Origin of the sequence: Spongiibacter sp. IMCC21906 (genome assembly GCF_001010805.1) — a bacterium.
Lineage (GTDB): Bacteria > Pseudomonadota > Gammaproteobacteria > Pseudomonadales > Spongiibacteraceae > Spongiibacter.
This window is the reverse complement of record NZ_CP011477.1, coordinates 91811-108188: the sequence shown is the minus strand read 5'-3', so window position 1 is coordinate 108188 and position 16378 is coordinate 91811. Positions and strand designations below refer to the sequence as shown.

The 16378-nt window shown below is 51.3% G+C and carries 14 protein-coding genes; 4 read left to right on the top strand and 10 right to left on the bottom strand.

Features of this window, described 5'->3' with window-relative positions:
• Positions 1 to 27: 27 nt before the first annotated feature.
• Positions 28 to 363 carry a metalloregulator ArsR/SmtB family transcription factor gene (locus IMCC21906_RS00490; protein WP_369795836.1) on the bottom strand — a complete coding sequence of 112 codons (336 nt, stop codon included), beginning with the start codon at positions 361 to 363 and terminating at the stop codon, positions 28 to 30.
• A gap of 128 nt (positions 364 to 491) precedes the next feature.
• The gene (locus IMCC21906_RS00485) at positions 492 to 1409 is read right to left on the bottom strand and encodes a LysR family transcriptional regulator (RefSeq protein ID WP_047010513.1); all 918 of its coding nucleotides are present in this window, start codon (positions 1407 to 1409) and stop codon (positions 492 to 494) included.
• Between the two features lie 146 nt (positions 1410 to 1555).
• On the opposite strand from IMCC21906_RS00485, the gene IMCC21906_RS00480 reads away from it, so the two are divergent.
• From IMCC21906_RS00480 to IMCC21906_RS00470, 3 genes are all read left to right on the top strand, one after another.
• Positions 1556 to 2542: a zinc-dependent alcohol dehydrogenase family protein gene (locus tag IMCC21906_RS00480; protein WP_047010512.1), complete on the top strand. Its 987-nt coding sequence runs from the start codon at positions 1556 to 1558 to the stop codon at positions 2540 to 2542.
• 47 nt (positions 2543 to 2589) lie between these two features.
• Positions 2590 to 3435, top strand: a complete 846-nt coding sequence (locus IMCC21906_RS00475) for an SDR family NAD(P)-dependent oxidoreductase (RefSeq protein WP_047010511.1) — start codon at positions 2590 to 2592, stop codon at positions 3433 to 3435.
• A 167-nt stretch (positions 3436 to 3602) separates the two neighbouring features.
• Positions 3603 to 4637 carry an NADP(H)-dependent aldo-keto reductase gene (locus IMCC21906_RS00470; RefSeq protein WP_047010510.1) on the top strand — a complete coding sequence of 345 codons (1035 nt, stop codon included), beginning with the start codon at positions 3603 to 3605 and terminating at the stop codon, positions 4635 to 4637.
• 128 nt (positions 4638 to 4765) lie between these two features.
• Here the strand turns inward: IMCC21906_RS00470 and IMCC21906_RS16120 are convergent, their stop codons facing one another.
• The 4 genes from IMCC21906_RS16120 to IMCC21906_RS00450 form a co-directional block, all read right to left on the bottom strand.
• Complete coding sequence (locus tag IMCC21906_RS16120; RefSeq protein WP_052763284.1) at positions 4766 to 5818, bottom strand: DUF4382 domain-containing protein; 1053 nt, start codon at positions 5816 to 5818, stop codon at positions 4766 to 4768.
• A gap of 255 nt (positions 5819 to 6073) precedes the next feature.
• Entirely contained in the window at positions 6074 to 9178 is a 3105-nt protein-coding gene (locus IMCC21906_RS00460; protein WP_047010509.1) for an efflux RND transporter permease subunit, read from the bottom strand.
• A gap of 1 nt (position 9179) precedes the next feature.
• Positions 9180 to 10247: an efflux RND transporter periplasmic adaptor subunit gene (locus tag IMCC21906_RS00455; RefSeq protein WP_047010508.1), complete on the bottom strand. Its 1068-nt coding sequence runs from the start codon at positions 10245 to 10247 to the stop codon at positions 9180 to 9182.
• 286 nt (positions 10248 to 10533) lie between these two features.
• The gene (locus tag IMCC21906_RS00450; RefSeq protein WP_047010507.1) at positions 10534 to 12627 is read right to left on the bottom strand and encodes a TonB-dependent receptor; all 2094 of its coding nucleotides are present in this window, start codon (positions 12625 to 12627) and stop codon (positions 10534 to 10536) included.
• Positions 12628 to 13781: 1154 nt separating this feature from the next.
• On the opposite strand from IMCC21906_RS00450, the gene IMCC21906_RS00440 reads away from it, so the two are divergent.
• Positions 13782 to 14324: a group II intron maturase-specific domain-containing protein gene (locus tag IMCC21906_RS00440; protein ID WP_231580297.1), complete on the top strand. Its 543-nt coding sequence runs from the start codon at positions 13782 to 13784 to the stop codon at positions 14322 to 14324.
• A gap of 71 nt (positions 14325 to 14395) precedes the next feature.
• Here the strand turns inward: IMCC21906_RS00440 and IMCC21906_RS00435 are convergent, their stop codons facing one another.
• The 4 genes from IMCC21906_RS00435 to IMCC21906_RS00420 all read right to left on the bottom strand — a co-directional run bounded on the left by IMCC21906_RS00435 (position 14396) and on the right by IMCC21906_RS00420 (position 16338).
• On the bottom strand, positions 14396 to 14821 hold the full coding sequence (locus tag IMCC21906_RS00435) for a GFA family protein (protein ID WP_047010505.1): 426 nt from the start codon (positions 14819 to 14821) through the stop codon (positions 14396 to 14398).
• 130 nt (positions 14822 to 14951) lie between these two features.
• Positions 14952 to 15272, bottom strand: a complete 321-nt coding sequence (locus IMCC21906_RS00430; protein WP_156165948.1) for a hypothetical protein — start codon at positions 15270 to 15272, stop codon at positions 14952 to 14954.
• A gap of 109 nt (positions 15273 to 15381) precedes the next feature.
• Positions 15382 to 15855, bottom strand: a complete 474-nt coding sequence (locus tag IMCC21906_RS00425) for a T6SS immunity protein Tdi1 domain-containing protein (RefSeq protein ID WP_047010503.1) — start codon at positions 15853 to 15855, stop codon at positions 15382 to 15384.
• Positions 15856 to 16008: 153 nt separating this feature from the next.
• Positions 16009 to 16338 (bottom strand): hypothetical protein, encoded by a 330-nt coding sequence (locus IMCC21906_RS00420; protein ID WP_047010502.1) that lies wholly within the window; start codon positions 16336 to 16338, stop codon positions 16009 to 16011.
• Positions 16339 to 16378 lie beyond the last annotated feature (40 nt).

The window sequence follows — 16378 nt, the reverse complement described above, 5'->3', positions numbered from 1 at the left end:
GAACTCCAAAGTGTGTTCGGGGGACGGTTAAGCGCAGCGCTCGGGACGGCAATCCATGCTGCTTAGTCGCTTGCTAGCCTGTTCTAAGGGTGTGTGCTCGGCAACAGTAGCGGCCTCTAAAACCGCTATGACCCAGTCGGCCAGCTCGGGGTGGAGGCTGTAATACACCCACTGCTTATCCCGGCGATCTGACAATATGCCGCAGCTCCGAAGTTGGGCTAAATGCCGTGAAATTTTCGGTTGGCTGTCCTCTAAGGCAACCATTAATTCGCAGACACATAGCTCACCCTGTTTAAAAATCAGCAGGGTAGACATCAGGCGGGTGTCATCGGCGAGGCATTTAAATAACTGGGTGGTGCTGATCATGACTTTACTTCTGTTCATCTTGGCTTGGTGGAAGTATACGGCTAATACGAATATATGTATATCCATATATTCGTATTAGATAGGCGCTGTTTCAGGATTGAGTCACCACTTTCTACTTATTGCTTCTAGCTTGTATGACGCTCTGCCCAAGGAGGGGGGCTGCCGATGTTATCTATTAGGAAATCAATAAATACTCTGACTTTTGCTGTCAATACATTGGATTTTGGGTAAACAAGCCAAAGTGCCGTGGTTCCGTCCATTATATAGTCGGGCAAAACATGGACCAGCTTGCCGTTAGTGAGTTCTTTGTGCACGTTCCAGCGCGAGTTTATGGAGATGCCTGCACCCGCGATGGTTGCAATTTTTTGGCTCATTCCATCATCTACCAGCAGATTACATTTGGCTAAACGAGGATTGAAATATCCGGTTTTGCCATTTTTGCTGACGAGCTTTAGGGAGGCTTGTTCTTTAAAGGCGATAAGTTGGTGTTGTGATAATTCTTCTGGCGTTGCTGGAATGCCGTATTTTTTTAAGTAAGCCGGCGAGGCGCAAAGTATGCGCTTGTCCTCTGCAAGTTTACGTCCCTTTAAGCTTGAATCTGCAAGGGCCGCATTGCGTAGGGCAAGGTCGAAACTACCTTGAATAAGGTCAAATTCCATGTCGGTAAGACGCATATCAAGAGTAAGTTGGGGATGTTGCGAGAGAAATTCCGGCAGGATAGGGGCGATATAGAGTTGAGCAAAAGTGCTTGGGGCGGTAAATCGCAGGGTGCCGCTGGCAGTAACGTTGCCGCGACCCAATATGGCATGGGCGGCGCTCTCTTGGGCGAGAATTTCTCTGGCATAGGGTAAAAAGTCGGCACCTTCGAGTGACAGGGCGACTTTGCGGGTTGAGCGTCGCAGCAAATCTGCCCCTAGGGCTTTTTCCAGTTTTGCCAGTTTGGTACTGGCTACCGCGGGAGCCATGCCTAGCTCACGACCTGCCGCACTGATATTTAATTTTTCTGCGGCTAACACAAAGAGTCGAACGCTTTCGGTGTCCATTCTGATTATATCTATTTTGAAAATACTGAACTCCATTATATGGCATTTTTTTAGATATGGAGAATAGATAAGGTGTCTCTTATCACTGAGTCGTTAGCTGGTTTAGCAGATACATAGCCGCGTAGAAAAATATTGGGAGAAGCACGATGAAAGCAATGATCTTGAATGAATACGGTGAGCAGTCCACATTTCAGTTGGCGGAAATTAGCGTTCCCCTTGTGAAGGCCGGACATGTGTTGGTGAAAATAGCTGCCAGTAGTATCAATACAGTCGATACCATGATCAGGCAGATGGGTGCGGAGCTGCCATTATCACCGGCACTGCCCGCTGTGCTGGGTATGGACTTTGCCGGAACAGTGACCGAAGTGGGTGCCGGGGTGAGTGGCTTTGCCCCCGGTGATGAGGTGTATGGATGTGCGGGTGGTTTGGCGGATCTGCAAGGGGCCCTTGCTGAATATATGGTGGCAGATGCACGATTGATTGCCCATAAACCCACATCTATTTCTATGCGTGAGGCCGCCGCTTTACCTCTGGTGGGCATTACCGCCTACGAGGGCTTACAACGAGCGGGCATAAGCGCAGGGCAAAAAGTATTGGTGCATGGTGGTGTCGGCGGGGTTGGCCATGTTGCTGTGCAATTAGCTAAATATTTTGATGCGCATGTCTATGCCACGGTTTCAGCGGATACGCAGGCGGAAATCGTCAAGCAATATGGCGCGACAGCAATCAACTACCGCAAGGAGGCTGTCGCGGATTATGTTGAAACACACACTGCTGGCGCCGGTTTTGATGTTGTTTTTGACTCGGTAGGCGGCGTTAATATGACTAAGTCTTTCGAGGCGGCTGCACTCAATGGGCATATTGCCTCAACGGTAGCTCTGGTGGATTTAGATTTAAGTCCCGCACATTTTAAGGGTTTGTCTTTACATATTGTGTTTATGTTAATCCCTATGTTGCACGGGCAGGGGCGAGAAGTGCACGGTGATATTTTGTCAAAGTTGGCCGCTATTGTTGACGAAGGAAAGCTGACGCCGTTATTGGATGATAAACAGTTTAGCCTGGAAGAAATTGGCCAAGCTCATGAGCATCTGTCGCAAGGCCTTGCGACTGGCAAGGTAGTGGTGAGTATTTAACGATACCGTTTGCCTTTATTGCAGGCCGTGGCTGGAGGGGAGGATGTATGTCTAAAACCATATTAATTACAGGGTCGACGGACGGTATCGGACTGATGACGGCCGAGTTGCTGCTTGGCTTGGGGCATCATGTATTGCTGCACGGCCGGAATCAATCAAAGCTTGAGCAAGTGCGACGTAAACTGTTGGCTGTGTCCGGCGCTGAAAAGATAGACACCTATTCTGCAGACCTGTCCAACTTGGCGGAGGTGGCTGCTTTGGCCGCGTCTGTACTGGCATCTCATAACAAGCTTGACGTGGTAGTGAATAATGCCGGGGTTTTTAAAAGCGCCAATGCCAAAACAGCAGAAGGCCTTGATCTGCGCTTTGTGGTAAATACGATTGCGCCATATTTGCTTACCCAGCGATTATTACCTTTGCTGAACAGTTCTGGACGGGTCATTAACCTTTCTTCTGCGGCCCAATCTCCTGTTGAGCCAAAGGCATTGAAGGGAGAAATTAGTTTATCGGATGACTTTAATGCTTACGCCCAAAGTAAGCTGGCCTTGACGATGTGGTCTCGTCAGTTGGCTCTGTCTTTGCGCTCCGGGTCAGTCAATGACAAGAGTTTGGCGACTCACGCTGGCCCTGCGATTATTGCGGTTAATCCGGGCTCAATGCTTGGCACCAAGATGGTTAAAGAGGGCTTTGGTGTAGCTGGTGGTGATGTTCGGAAGGGCGCTGATATTTTGCTTAGAGCAGCTCTTTCAGACGAATTTGCCAGTGCCACGGGTTTGTATTTTGATAATGACAGTGGCGACTTTTCCCATCCTCACGCTGACGCTTTAGATGAGCTTAAATCTCAAGAAATAGTGGAGCTAATAGAAAAAATATTAACTCGCTCCGGGGTTTAGCCGTTGCCAGTTTCGGAGAATGAATACCGCGCTCGCCAAGTATGCCTTAGGCAGAACGAATGACGTTCTGCTTTATTCAAGTTGCGTTACTCTTTTCAGTACCCTTGTTCTGTAATTCACTGATGGCCACAATGGAAGAATAACCTTCCCGTATAACAGGAGTTTCGATGAAATACCGTAATTTGGGTCGCAGTGAGCTATCTGTCAGCGAGCTGTGCTTGGGCACCATGACCTGGGGCGAGCAGAACAGCCTTGAACAGGCTTGCGAGCAGATGGACTACGCGGTGTCTCGGGGGATTAATTTTTTTGATACTGCCGAGATGTATCCGGTGCCGCCAATTGCTAAAACCCAGGGGCGTACCGAGGAATACATTGGCCAGTGGTTTCAACAGAGCGGCAAGCGTCAGGATATTGTGTTGGCGACCAAGGCATCGGGGCCGGGTCATAAACATATTCGCGATGCTTCAGGCTTGGGTCGTGATGGTATTTTGCGGGCTTTTGAAGGCAGTTTAGAGCGTCTGAAAACTGATTATGTCGACTTGTATCAAATCCATTGGCCAAACCGCTCCACCAACTTCTTTGGCAAGTTAGGTTATCAGCACAGCGATAGCCGGGAGGCAGAAACCGAGATTCATGAAATTCTGCGTACACTGGCAGAACTGGTACAGCAAGGTCAGGTTCGCACGGTAGGCATTAGTAATGAAACGCCCTGGGGTATGCTGAGCTATTTGCGTTTGGCCGATAAATACAATCTGCCAAGGGTGGCGAGTATTCAAAATCCCTACAATTTATTGAACCGCAGTTTTGAAGTGGGTTTAGCTGAAATGGCGATTCGGGAGCAGGCGGGTTTGCTGGCCTACTCGCCACTGGCCTTTGGTGTGTTGAGTGGTAAGTACCGCAATAATCAACGCCCTGAGGGTGCGCGCATTACCTTATTTGAACGCTTCCAGCGTTACGCCAAACCCGAAGCCGTTGCGGCAACTGAGCAGTATTGTCAGTTGGCAGAAAAACATGGTCTGGACCCAGCACAAATGGCCTTGGCCTTTATTAATCAGCAGCCATTTGTTACCAGCAATATTATTGGTGCTACGACAATGGCCCAGCTGAAAAGCAATATTGATAGTGCCGACTTGGTGTTGAGTGATGAGGTACTGGAAGGAATTGAAGCTATTCACAGCGCCCAGCCTAATCCTGCGCCATAGGGCTAATGAGCGGTGTTGATAGACTCGGCGCTGTCGACAACAATATTGCGGCAGCGCCTAGCAGCTTAAGTCTGAACTGGTGTTACCACCAGCTCTGCTAACAACAAGGTGTTGGGAGAAAAATGAAATCAAGCTTCGGTAGTTGCTTCCGCTTCAACTGGGGTTTCTTCCAAAACTGGTGCTTCCTCAAAGCTCACATTGCTGGTTTCTCCGGCCGTTACCTGCACCGGAATCACCTCGGTAAAGCTGATATCGTCGTCGCTTGCTGCCAGGTCATTGGCAGATTCGCAACTGAAGGCCACGCTATAGCCTTCGGGAATGTCTCTGACGAAACCAATGGTAAAACCCATGCCGCCGCCTTCAAGCTGGGCTAGTTCGGCGGTGGTAATAGGCCGCACTCCACCATCGTCCATCACTTCTTCACTACCTTCAGCAATACCTGGGTCGTAAACATCGTCGGGCTGGCTGTCCTCTGCCAGAAGGTCGCCACGGTAAAGGTAAACTGTATCGCCTTCGGTCAAAGAGCAGGCGGGACTGTTTAGAACGGTTTCTTCCACGGTGCCAGCGATGGTGCCCACCTCAACGTTATTGAGTAGCCGCATGGCCGGACGCAACAGATAGTAGTCTTTGTTATTTTCGGGCTTGGTCAGCCCTTTGCGCAACACGAAGTCGATGGTGAAATCGGTTTCGCTGCCCACCGCCACGGTAAAGCCGGTGTTGAGTTGGAGGAAGCGCGGATTACCGTTGCCATTACCATTTTGCTGACCGGGAATAAATAAATCTTCCTCTGGCGAGCCTGCACTGGGGACGACATAAGAGTCGGGGAAGCCACCGTCCACATAGATTCGCATCCAGTTGTAGTCGCCCGCTTTGACCTCGGCATCGTTAACGATGATTTCCGAGGCGTTGCCGGTTAGCGCCTTGAGGTTGCTAATGACAACCGGTTCATCAAATTCGATGGTCTCAAGGTCACCGTCGGCATGCTTGAGATCAATCCGGGAAAAACTCACCTGGACCACATCGACATCGTCTACTGGTGCGTCGGTGACCGCAAAGGACGCGCGACCCGTGTCGTTGCCTGAGCTTGAGGAGCTACCGCCGCCGCATGCGGTGAGCATGGTCAGCGCCAAGCCGGTGGCTAGGCAGTATGCGGTTTTGTTTTCAAGTATTTGGTTTTTCATGAGTTCTCCCCTCTTTGTATAGCTTGAAGAGCGCTATTTCAGGCGTTTGTTGGATTCATTATGTTTTACTTTGTCTGAAAGATACCGACCCTGAGTCGGCCCATTAGTTCCTGCTGGCTGACCTTGCCACAAAACATGACGGCAGTTGATGGCCGGTTTGGTTGCTGACTTGGAGGATCTTACGGCTGCTTTATATTAGTGGCCCTGCCGTATAAAACTTCAGCCGTAAATAGAGGGAATGATCAAGACAGACCTTTACGAACGCTGCCGCCATTGGAGCAGGCTGACTAGCATGCAGGGCAAAAAAGTGAGGGTAATAAAGGTGGAAATCAATATGCCAGCCAGCACCACAATACCCACGCCACGATAGAGTTCGGTACCGGCGCCGGGGATAAACACCAGCGGCGCCAGACCAAATAGGGTGGTGAAGGTAGACATCAATATTGGTCGCAGGCGGGTGGCTACCGCTTCTCGTACTGCGGTGAGACTGTCGCGCCCCTGCGCCAGGCCGTGGCGAGTGTGGTCGACGATCAGAATGGGGTTGTTGACCACAGTTCCCAGCAGAATCACAAACCCCAGCATGGTGATCATGTCGAAGGGTTGATGGAAACCGCCCAATACGCTGCCCCCTGCATTGATCAGCACCAGCCCGACAATGCCGCCAGCAATGCCCAGCGGCACGGTGGCGAGAATAATAAGTGGGTAGCCCCAGTGGGTAAAAATGGCCACCAGCAGCAGGTAAATTAATAATACCGCCACGATAAAATTACGGCTTAGCGAGGTTTGGGTGGCATCCAGTTGGTCTGCTGCGCCAGAGATGGTCATGCTGACACCAGGGCTGACCTCCCCGGCGCTTTGCATGGCGGGCAGCATAACATTGCGCACCCGAGCCACTGCGGTCTCAAGGGCGACATCTCTAGGTGGAATGATTAACAGGGTCACTGTGCGGCGGCCGTTAACTCGGCGCAGGCTGTCACTGTCGACGGTCTGACGAATATCGGCCAGGGCGTTGAGGGGCAGCACTTGTCCATTGGGCGTCAGGACCGGTTGCAGGGCGAGCTCATCCAGTTTTTGTGTGCGTCCGGCGGCGCTATAGAGAAAGATATCCACCTTGTCGTCATCCACAAAAAACTCGTCGACATAGGCGCCATCGCTGAGGGCCGCCACGGCATAACCAAAGTCGCCGCTGTTAAACCCAGTTTCTGCCATCCGATTCCAGCGGGGACTCACTTCCACCAGTGGTTGGTCCAGAGTCAGTGAGGCGGGCCGGGAGTCCAGTTGGGGATTATCAAAGATTTCACCAGCCCGGCTGAAGGCATGCCCGGCTGTGCGATATAAGCCCGCCAGATCGGCACCGGCAATATCCAAGCTCACCGCCCGGGTGCCGCCCTGACTACTGGAGATAATCGAGCCCCGTCCAGAAAAGCCTCGCATGCCGGGATATTGGGCGAACAACTCGGTAAGGGCGTTCATCATGTGGTGAATGTCGTCATTGCGGGTGGGCTCGCTGATCACCCGCAGTCCTGAGGTAGAGACTCGCAGCAAATAGTATTTTAGCGACGGCAGATCGGCTTCGCCGCGATCGTAAAGCGTCGGGTCTGCCTCCACGGCGGCCAGTAGTTTTGTCTGTATCTCATCGGCAATCAGCTGGATTTCGTCAAGATTGTAGCCCGGCGGTGCAATCATTGACGAGAATGCCTTGGGCTCTTCGCCCTCGGGCAGGTATTCCGCAGGGGGCAATAGCCACCACGCAGCGCCTACCGTGAAGAGTAGCGTCAGGACAATGGCCGCCCGACGCCGCAAGGGTTTTTCGGTAAGCCAGCTGACTCCCGTCAATATTCGGGAGGGCGCCTCAGTGTCACCGAGCACTGAACTACTGCGACGCAGCCGGGCGCAAGCCGCGGGCACCACCAGCAAAGCTAGCAGCATGGAGGCGATAATCGCGGTGGAGATGGCGATGGCAATATCGGAATAGATTTGCCCGGCCTCTTCCTGCACAAACAGCACCGGCGCAAACACCAGTACCGTGGTCATACTCGATGCCAGCACCGCGGGCCACACTTCGCGGACGCCCGCAATGGCGGCTTCGATGCGATCCAGCCCTCGGCGGCGGGCTTTTTCGATGCTCTCCAGTACCACAATGGTGTTATCCAGAGTCATGCCAATGGCAAAGGCGATACCGGCCAGCGAGATGACATTGATGGTGCGATCAAAAATCATCAAGCCGAGAAAGGAGGCAATGGTGCACACCGGAATCCCCATCAGCCCGATCAGGGTGGCACCGGCGGAGCGCAAAAAGGCATACAGCACCAAGGTGGCCAACAGTGCCCCCAGGCAGAGGTTGCTAATAACATTGCTCACCGAGTCTTGCACGTAGCGCACGTCGTCGCCCAAAAGCACCACGTTTAAGCCGTTAGGTTCTAGCAGATCTCGGCGCATTTGCTCCACTGCTGCCAGCATATCGTGTTTGATCTGAATGACGTTGGAGCCCGCCTCTCGGCGTACGGCCAGGGTGATACTGCGGCGGCCATCGACATAAGAGAGGTCTCTCACTTCAAAGTGATCCATGCTGACCTGGGCAATATCTCGCAGATAGATATCACTGCCGCCCCGGCGGGCAATAATCATATCTTCCAAACTGGAGAGGTCCCGAAAACGTCCCACCATGCGTAGCAAATAACGCCGTTTGCCGTCGTTGATATCGCCGCCAGAAACGTCTTGATTGCGTTGACGAATGGCATCCCGCACATCAACTAATGTCAGCCCTCGCTGGGCCAGTTTGGCGGGGTCTAATAGAATTTTGACCTGGCGTTCGCTGCTGCCACGCACTTCAATCTGCGACACGCCGGGTACTCGCTCCATGCGAGGTCGCACATCGTCCTCGACAAAATCACCGATCATATCGATATCCAGCCCCAGTGGATTGCCGGGCTTGGGCAAGATATTGAAATACATAAAAGCGTTGTCGGAGAAGGAGCTACTGATCAGCAAGGGTTGATCGACGTTTTCGGGGTAAGTTGGCACCTGGCTTAAGGCGTTAGATGTCTGAATGAGAGCTTCGTTAACATCGACCCCAAAGGGAAATTCCAGCTCGACGGTGGCGCGACCGGTTTCTGCCAGCGACTCCATGCGTTGCAGGTTAGGTAGCGTGCGCAGGTAGCGCTCCTGCTCAATGAGAATTTCACTCTCGATATCCTGGGGTGTGGCACCGGCCCAGGAGGTGATTACGGTAATGGTGCGTACGCTGAGGTCGGGGATCATCTGCACCGGTATGCGAAACGCGGCGGCAATCCCCAGCACACAGATAATCAGCACAACCACGGCAAGCAGTGTGCCACGGCGAACAGCGGCGTCGAGCATCTTAGTTCTCCCGAGCAACGATACTGATGGCCTGACCGTCGCTGAGCAGCTCATTGCCCCGCACTACAATACGGTCGCTGCTGTTCAGGCCAGACAAAACCACCACATAGCCAGCGGACTCCCGGCCAATCGTCACGCTGCGTCGGCTGGCCTTGTCATTTTCAGTGACAAACACACTGTAGCGGCCGTCGGGGTGGCGCAGCAGGGCATCCCGGGAAATCAGCAGCTGGGTGGCGTTCTGGTCACCGAGTTGAAACACCGCGGTGGCCGAGCTGCCGGAGAGTAAACTTTTGGCAGCCGCTTCGCTGGCCAATCGCACCCGAAAAGCCCGCGCGGCATTGTCGCCCACGGGAATCAACGCCGCGATTTGCGCGGGGTAACAGTCACCGGGGTGGGAGTCGGGACAGACGCTGACGGCGGTGTTCTGATTGATTTCTGAATAGCGTTCCTGGGGCACGTTGACGTCCACCAACAACTGATCGGTGGATACGAGCTCAAAGGCGGGGTTGCCTCGGTCCAGCCATTCGCCGCTGTCCACCAGTCGACGACTGATCACGCCGGAGAAGGGCGCTAACAGCCGGTGTCGTGCCACCAGTTCTTCCGTCAGCCTGGCGCTGGCCTGGCTAGCTTGCAGGGCGGCATTGGTACGAGCCAGATCAGCGCGGCGAATTTTGACCTCGTTTTCTGACACATGATTATTGCTACGCAGGCGCTCAGCTTCGCTTAATAAACGGGCCGACTCCTGCCGGGCCGCTTGAGCCTCATCGCGGGCGGCGAGGGCTTGCTGGTGTTCCAGTTTGGCGAGGGTGGCATCTTGATGCAGCAGGACCTGGCCCTTTTCCACTCGGTCTCCTGCCTCTGCCTGCAGATCGCGAATCAGGCCATCCACCCGCACCGACAAGCTGGCGCGGCGAAGGGCGGTGACCGATCCCGACAAGCGTAGGGTTTCCCCCAGTTTTGCTTGCCGGGGGGTATCCACTGATACCGGCACACCATCGGCTCGGGCGCCAAGACTAAAGCCCAGCAATGCAGCGGCGATCCATAATTGAAGCCGTTGTGGGTAATCCATATCAAAAAGCTCTTGTGATTCCTCGGGTACGCTACGTGCCCCATAGCATATCGGATATTAACGGCAATTTGATGCCGCCGGTCATTTCTGTATTCGCGGCCAAGAGAACAGGAGGAAGAAGTCGGGTAGCCGTATTTGCTGCCAGAGGGTTGGGGAGTCAGAGGACCAGAGGCCAGGAGAAAGTGGGGTCGAATATTTGCGCTTTAAAATCCCCAACGAACTCGCTCAAGCAGGGGTGTCGAGCGAGTTCGTTGGCAGCGAAAAATGCCTGCGCTTAAATGGCGTACTAGTACTGGTACGTCACCCGCAGTCCATACTCCCGGGGGTCGCCTGCAAAGGCCGCGTTTATTCCCAGCGACGGGCTGACAAATCTGTCGGTGATATAGAACTCGTCAGTCAGGTTCTTACCATAAAGCTCAATACGCAGCTGTTCGTTTTGCCAGCCCAGGCGGGCACCGTAAATATCTCTGGCGTCTGCCATCAGGTTTTGACTGTTTTCCCGGTCGGTGTAGCTGTGATCGGTGCGGGACCAATTGATGTCGGCAAAGACCCCAGAGCTGTGTTGATAGCTCAGGGTGAGGTTGCCGGTAATCAGTGGGGCATTGGGGAAGCGCAAACCGTTATAGCTCACATCGTCGTCAGAGTAGTTTTTAAACTCGGTATCGGTATAGCCCAGGCCGCCAAAAACGCTAAAACCATAGCCCAGCTCGCCATTAAACTCCAGCTCCACCCCTTGGGCTCTGGCTTCGCCAGCGTTATCGGTGCGGAAGTTGTTGGTATCCACCCGCACGCCCACTTGCATGTCTTCGTAATCAATACGGAACAGGGCTGCTTGCAGGAACCAGCTACCTTGGCGCAGCTTTAGACCAATGTCGTAGTTATCGGTGTATTCCGGGTCGTAGGTGGGGGAGTTGCCGTTGCTGACAAAGTCCACCGACCCGGCGCGGTAGCCTTGGGTGTAGCTGATAAAGCCATTGAGCTGATCGTTAAAGTCATAACTTAACGCGGTTTTGGGTAAAAACACCTTGTCACCACTGGGCGCGCTGATATCACTGTCCAGCGCGGGTTTAACCAAGGGCGTTAAGTCTGCGCCGGTATTGGCTTCTTTGGCACCCGTGACAATAAAAGCGCTGCGGTTGTCGGCGTCATTTTCTTCATAGCGCCCACCCACGGTTAAGGTTAAGCGAGAACTGAGGTCGATATCGGTTTCGGCATAGAGGGCTTTGGTTTCTGCGCTGCGGTCGGCAATCAGCAGGGCATCGGCAAGCAGGTTAATGCCGCTAACTGAGTAGGGCACGTCTTTGTTGACCGAGTCACCATTGAGGTCGTCGTCGCTGGAGTAAACACCCACTACGCTGCTAATCCAGTCATTGTTGAATGATAAGCGCAGTTCCAAGGCTTTGTGTTCCAGCTTGGTGGTATTGATAAAAAAGCCGCGGTCTTCTGGGGAAACGTCGTAGTCACCTTTGCGTTCATTTTCCGATTCACTTTGGCTGGCAATGAACTGAAGCTGTAACTGCTCGTTAATAAAGGCGGTCTGCTTGAGAATAATCAGTTCGCTGTCGTCGTCGTAATAGCCGTCAATATTGTCGGTGGAAATATTCGATTCAGCGCTTTCGGGGGGCAGGTATTCGTTGCCTTCTCTAAGCTTGGTTTGCTGGTAGCTCAGCTCGGCTGAATACCAGTCGCTGCCTGCCCAGGCCAATTTAAAGCGTTGCAGGTAGCGATCTCGGGCCTGCCATTCATCGTCGTTTAAAGTGGTATTGGTCACTTCGCCGTCGGTTTGGTTGGTCTCGGCCGCGTAACGAAAAGCAAAGCCACCGCCTATGGGGCCGCCCAGAGCCACACCGGCTTCCCGGCCGTTGTCGTTAGCAACCCCCAGCTTGAGTTTGGCGTCGTATTCTTCAAAAGAGGGTGATTTGGTTTTTAAAACAATGGCACCCGCCAGTGAACCGGGACCAAAAGCCGTGGACTGGGGGCCGCGATAAAATTCGACCTGTTCAATATCCCAGGTGTTGCCGACACCGCGACCGGGTTGCCGGGCACCGTCTATAAATACGCTCACGGTTGGGCGGCCTGCCCCGCCGGGGCCGATGCCTTCGTTGGATATGCCCCGGACAGAGAACTTGTCTTCTTTGGCGGCGCTGACATTGGGAGTGCGTAGCAGCAAGTCATACAGATCGCGAATGCTGCGGGCTTCTATTTGAGCCTCGGGAATCACCGTGATGCTAGAGACGGTCTCTAGGGTGGTGCGTTGAAGCAGGTCGCCGGTCACCCGGACTTCTTCTACGGGTTTCCCTTCAGGGCTTTGGGCCAAGGTAAGCAGAGGCGTTAAAAGAAGGCCGCCGATGGCCAGTCGGTAAGAGCATAAACGTAGCATGATGAGGGGTCCGTCTCGTCGAGTTGGTTGCTGCAATATGGGAGCGAATAGAGTGTATCGTTTTTACGAATTAAAGCGCAAATGAAAGTTATTCGCAATAATGGCTCGGCAGGGTATCGCCTCGTTGACTCAAGCAAGGCGGGCATGAATCTTTATCGGCAGCATTGTAGTGCGATCTTTTCCTTTTATCGCCGCGCACAAAATGTTGCCGCCAAAATCAATATCCTTCACGCAAAGTGACAGACGCGCACTGAACAAGAGAGGTCTTCCCGTTAACACTACGACGCGTTACACAAGTCATTGAAGTTTATACAAACCGCTATATGATCAAGAGAAAGGAATGACTCGCAGAGAGATAGGGAAGTCGTCTTCGTTTGCCGGTATTGCGCTGATGGCGTGTCAGGCAGCTCTTTGAATTCCCAGTTTTGTTCAAATAATTCTGAAAGTCCAACTTTGATAAGGGGCCAAAGTGATATATGGCCCTAGTCGTTATATATGTGATTCGTTGCTGTTAAGGCGCCTATTATGCCGATAACTTCTGCATGGAGTAGCTGCCCTCAATGTGGAAAAGCATTGTTCAAAGACGATGATGCCTGCCAAAGTTGCGGTTATGAGCTAGCTGAACTAGATAGAATAAAAATGGCCTTTGATATCGACCAAAATCATAAAATGGGAGTTAGGATTGGGATTTTTGTTTTTGGGCTGGCAGTATTTTTGTTCATTTTAATACTATTGTGGTGAAGGGGCTTGGGGTTGAAATTTTCAAAATCACAAGAAAAGGGGGAAGATTTATTTTTGTTTAGATGCACTTCGGATTTGAAAGCGCGTGAAAATAAATCTGTCCCCTTTTAATTTTCTGGCCAGCCGAAAGTCCTGATCCTGAAATAACCCGGCTGGCAGAATGTACTCATCGCCAGGCAGCAAGTGGTAAAAAAGGTGAGTACCACACAGAACAAAAGCCCCGCTCCGTAATTTGGGGACAGTTGACTTAATTGTCAGGTTAATCATTCGGATGGTCTAGCGATCAGTAAACCGCTCCTGATACTGTCGGCCCAATGGCATTAAAAATCATAAATCACAGACCTGCCCCCAAGCCTTCTCCTACGCTGACGACTATTACGATAATAGTAAGAAGTCAGTGAGCTGGTGAACGCGTGCTGCACAGTATCAGCCAGTACCTGCAAAACCGCTTGAAGCTGGTCGTAAATACCGATAAAAGTCGCGTCGTTAAAACCAGTGAGAGTAAGTTCTTGGGGTTTACCTTCAAGGCTGGCCGTATTCAATGGCACGCGAAAACACTGCTGAAATTCAAGCAGCGGATTCGCCTGTTAACGAATCGTAACTGGGGAGAGTCGATGAAATATCAGCTCTTTAAAACCAGCCAATTTATACGAGGCTGGATTAACTATTTTGGTATCGCCAACTGTTATCAACTGTGCGTCGATCTAGATCATTGGATTCGGCGCAGAGTACGGATGGCTTACTGGCGGCAGTGGCGAAAGCCACGAACCAAAGTAAGAAACCTGATGAGTCGAGGCGTCCACGTACAGGCTGCTGTTGCGTGTGGTATTACCAGCAAAGGCCCATGGCGCAGCTCTAAAACACCGGGGATTAATCAGGCTTTATCCAATGTCTATTTAAAATCTCAGGGACTTTACGAATTGCGTGATGGTTGGATTAAGCTTCACCATTCTTAGTGAAACGCCCTGTGCGGATCTGCATGCAGGGTGTTGTGGGGGCTGAGGGTTAGAGGCCCTCGGCTACCCGATTATGTGTTGTTCTCATTTTTAAAGTGGGCAAACACCTCGGCACCAGTCATATTTTGAGTCTCATTAGCGAAAGTATAGAAATCTGGCTTTTCGTCAATAAAAATCTGATGACTGAATTTAAATTGTATTTCGCTATCGAATAAACCTACAGGAAAATGATATTGTTCTGCGGGTATTAAGTAGTAAAACAGATTAGTACCACACTTCTTACAGAACCCCCTCTTTGCCCACTCCGAAGATGAATATCGAGAAATAAAAGATTCACCCGACACGTTCTTTAGCATGCCACTATCCATTGCCAACATTGGCCCACCAAGCCACTTTCGGCACATACTACAATGACATGCAGCAATTTCTGGCTCTGGGTTTGATAGCTCAATCTCGAACTTAACGGATCCGCACAGACAACTCGCTTTAGTTTGCATAAGTAATCCCTCTATAGATTATACGATCAAGGTTAATTTCACAGAGTGCACGTAACGCCGCGTTCACCGGTGGGAGCTTGCGAGCATCCGACAGCCGAAGGCTGTGTAGTGCTGCGCCTGGTTATGAGTATTACTTGTCATAGATGTAAAAGCCAAAACTTACCGCACAACAAACAACTACCGCTATCAGAATTGGACCTGCAATTTTACCCGGTATCTTTGAGACAGGATGACGATATTTTTGTCTGTGTCCAAATACTGTTGTGTGCGAACGAACGCCATAAGGTGAAAATATTGCAAAGAATGCGATTGCTCCAGTAGCTATGGAAAATGCCAGCCAGCCGAAAAAATTCGATAGGGTTAGCACCTCAATATAGCTGATCATAAACGCAAAGATGCAGCCTACAATAAGTCCGGCTGTAATAATTCTTGTCATTTCTACTTTACTCATAACGCCCATCTAAGCCGCCGGAACGGAGTTGATTGTTTTGTGCGAGCGTAGCGAAAAAGCACAAAACGAGCAACGCAGTGGAGGTCGGTTTGAGCTGTTTGTTATGCCTTTACTCTGTGATTTCAAAATTGATTTTAGTGCCATCGGGCAGTTCTTTTATTTTAAAATTTATTTGGCCTGATATAGTAAAATGAACCTCTATATCTGTTAGTTCAAAGTTTTCTGGTTCGTATTTACCACCCAAAACAGGTAACTGCTTGAAACCGTATAGCTTCCCTTGCTCAAGTTGAACACCTTGCTCTTTGAGTTGAGAGACAACAGGAACCAAAAACCATTCATGAATAAGCTCATTGTCATTTAGCTTGCCTTGAAACTCTTCGTAAGAGTCGGCGACTTTTTCGAGTTCTGCGTTGCCAGTAATAAGCCAGTAGATTTCACCATCCCCGCTTTGAAGGAATGCATCTCCAACTGAGGTTATCAAAATTGGGAGGGATGAACCCACAAGCCATTGCCAATCTTCGATCAATTTAGTGCGATCTAAATGTTCAAAGTTGACGGTAAGATCATTCCAAGTTAAAGACACTCAGCTCTCCTAAAGGCATAACGCCCTACGCCAGGGGCAGCCAAAATGGAGCGCGTTTTTGTGCGACACTGAGCGAAGCCGAATGCACAAAAAGGCGCGGAGTTTTGGCTGTCCCGCCGCGCTTTTCAGCGGTAACTGCGCTTGTTAACTATTTTACCATCCGCATTCCGATATAATGTCCTTTGCAATTTGTACAAGCTCTTGCCACTCTTTGGTTTTTTGCAATTCAGAAAGCTTAGTGGGAAGTTCAGGTGCAGATATATATAGTTTTTCATGCAGCACGTTCATGGCTTCAGTCTCAGTCGCAGAAAATGCCCTTTGGTGAAGAAACGTCTCAGGATGGTAGTTCCCTAACCATACCTCAATTAGTTCGTCTCCCGCCATTTCCCCAGCCGCATCACGCTCGAATGCTATCTGATCCACTTCTGAAGAGATCAGCTTTATCCAATCTATGATACTTCTGCGAAGATCGTTGGCGCTCATTTACAGTTAACGCCTTTGTAACGGGCCGCGTTGCTGCGAA

Coding starts and splice junctions, on each gene's coding strand:
- IMCC21906_RS00450 (WP_047010507.1), bottom strand. CDS start 12,627: ATGCTACGTTTATGCTCTTACCGACTGGCCATCGGCGGCCTTCTTTTA.
- IMCC21906_RS00420 (WP_047010502.1), bottom strand. CDS start 16,338: ATGAGCGCCAACGATCTTCGCAGAAGTATCATAGATTGGATAAAGCTG.
- IMCC21906_RS00460 (WP_047010509.1), bottom strand. CDS start 9,178: ATGCTCGACGCCGCTGTTCGCCGTGGCACACTGCTTGCCGTGGTTGTG.
- IMCC21906_RS00480 (WP_047010512.1), top strand. CDS start 1,556: ATGAAAGCAATGATCTTGAATGAATACGGTGAGCAGTCCACATTTCAG.
- IMCC21906_RS00485 (WP_047010513.1), bottom strand. CDS start 1,409: ATGGACACCGAAAGCGTTCGACTCTTTGTGTTAGCCGCAGAAAAATTA.
- IMCC21906_RS00475 (WP_047010511.1), top strand. CDS start 2,590: ATGTCTAAAACCATATTAATTACAGGGTCGACGGACGGTATCGGACTG.
- IMCC21906_RS00430 (WP_156165948.1), bottom strand. CDS start 15,272: ATGAGTAAAGTAGAAATGACAAGAATTATTACAGCCGGACTTATTGTA.
- IMCC21906_RS00435 (WP_047010505.1), bottom strand. CDS start 14,821: ATGCAAACTAAAGCGAGTTGTCTGTGCGGATCCGTTAAGTTCGAGATT.
- IMCC21906_RS00455 (WP_047010508.1), bottom strand. CDS start 10,247: ATGGATTACCCACAACGGCTTCAATTATGGATCGCCGCTGCATTGCTG.
- IMCC21906_RS16120 (WP_052763284.1), bottom strand. CDS start 5,818: ATGAAAAACCAAATACTTGAAAACAAAACCGCATACTGCCTAGCCACC.
- IMCC21906_RS00470 (WP_047010510.1), top strand. CDS start 3,603: ATGAAATACCGTAATTTGGGTCGCAGTGAGCTATCTGTCAGCGAGCTG.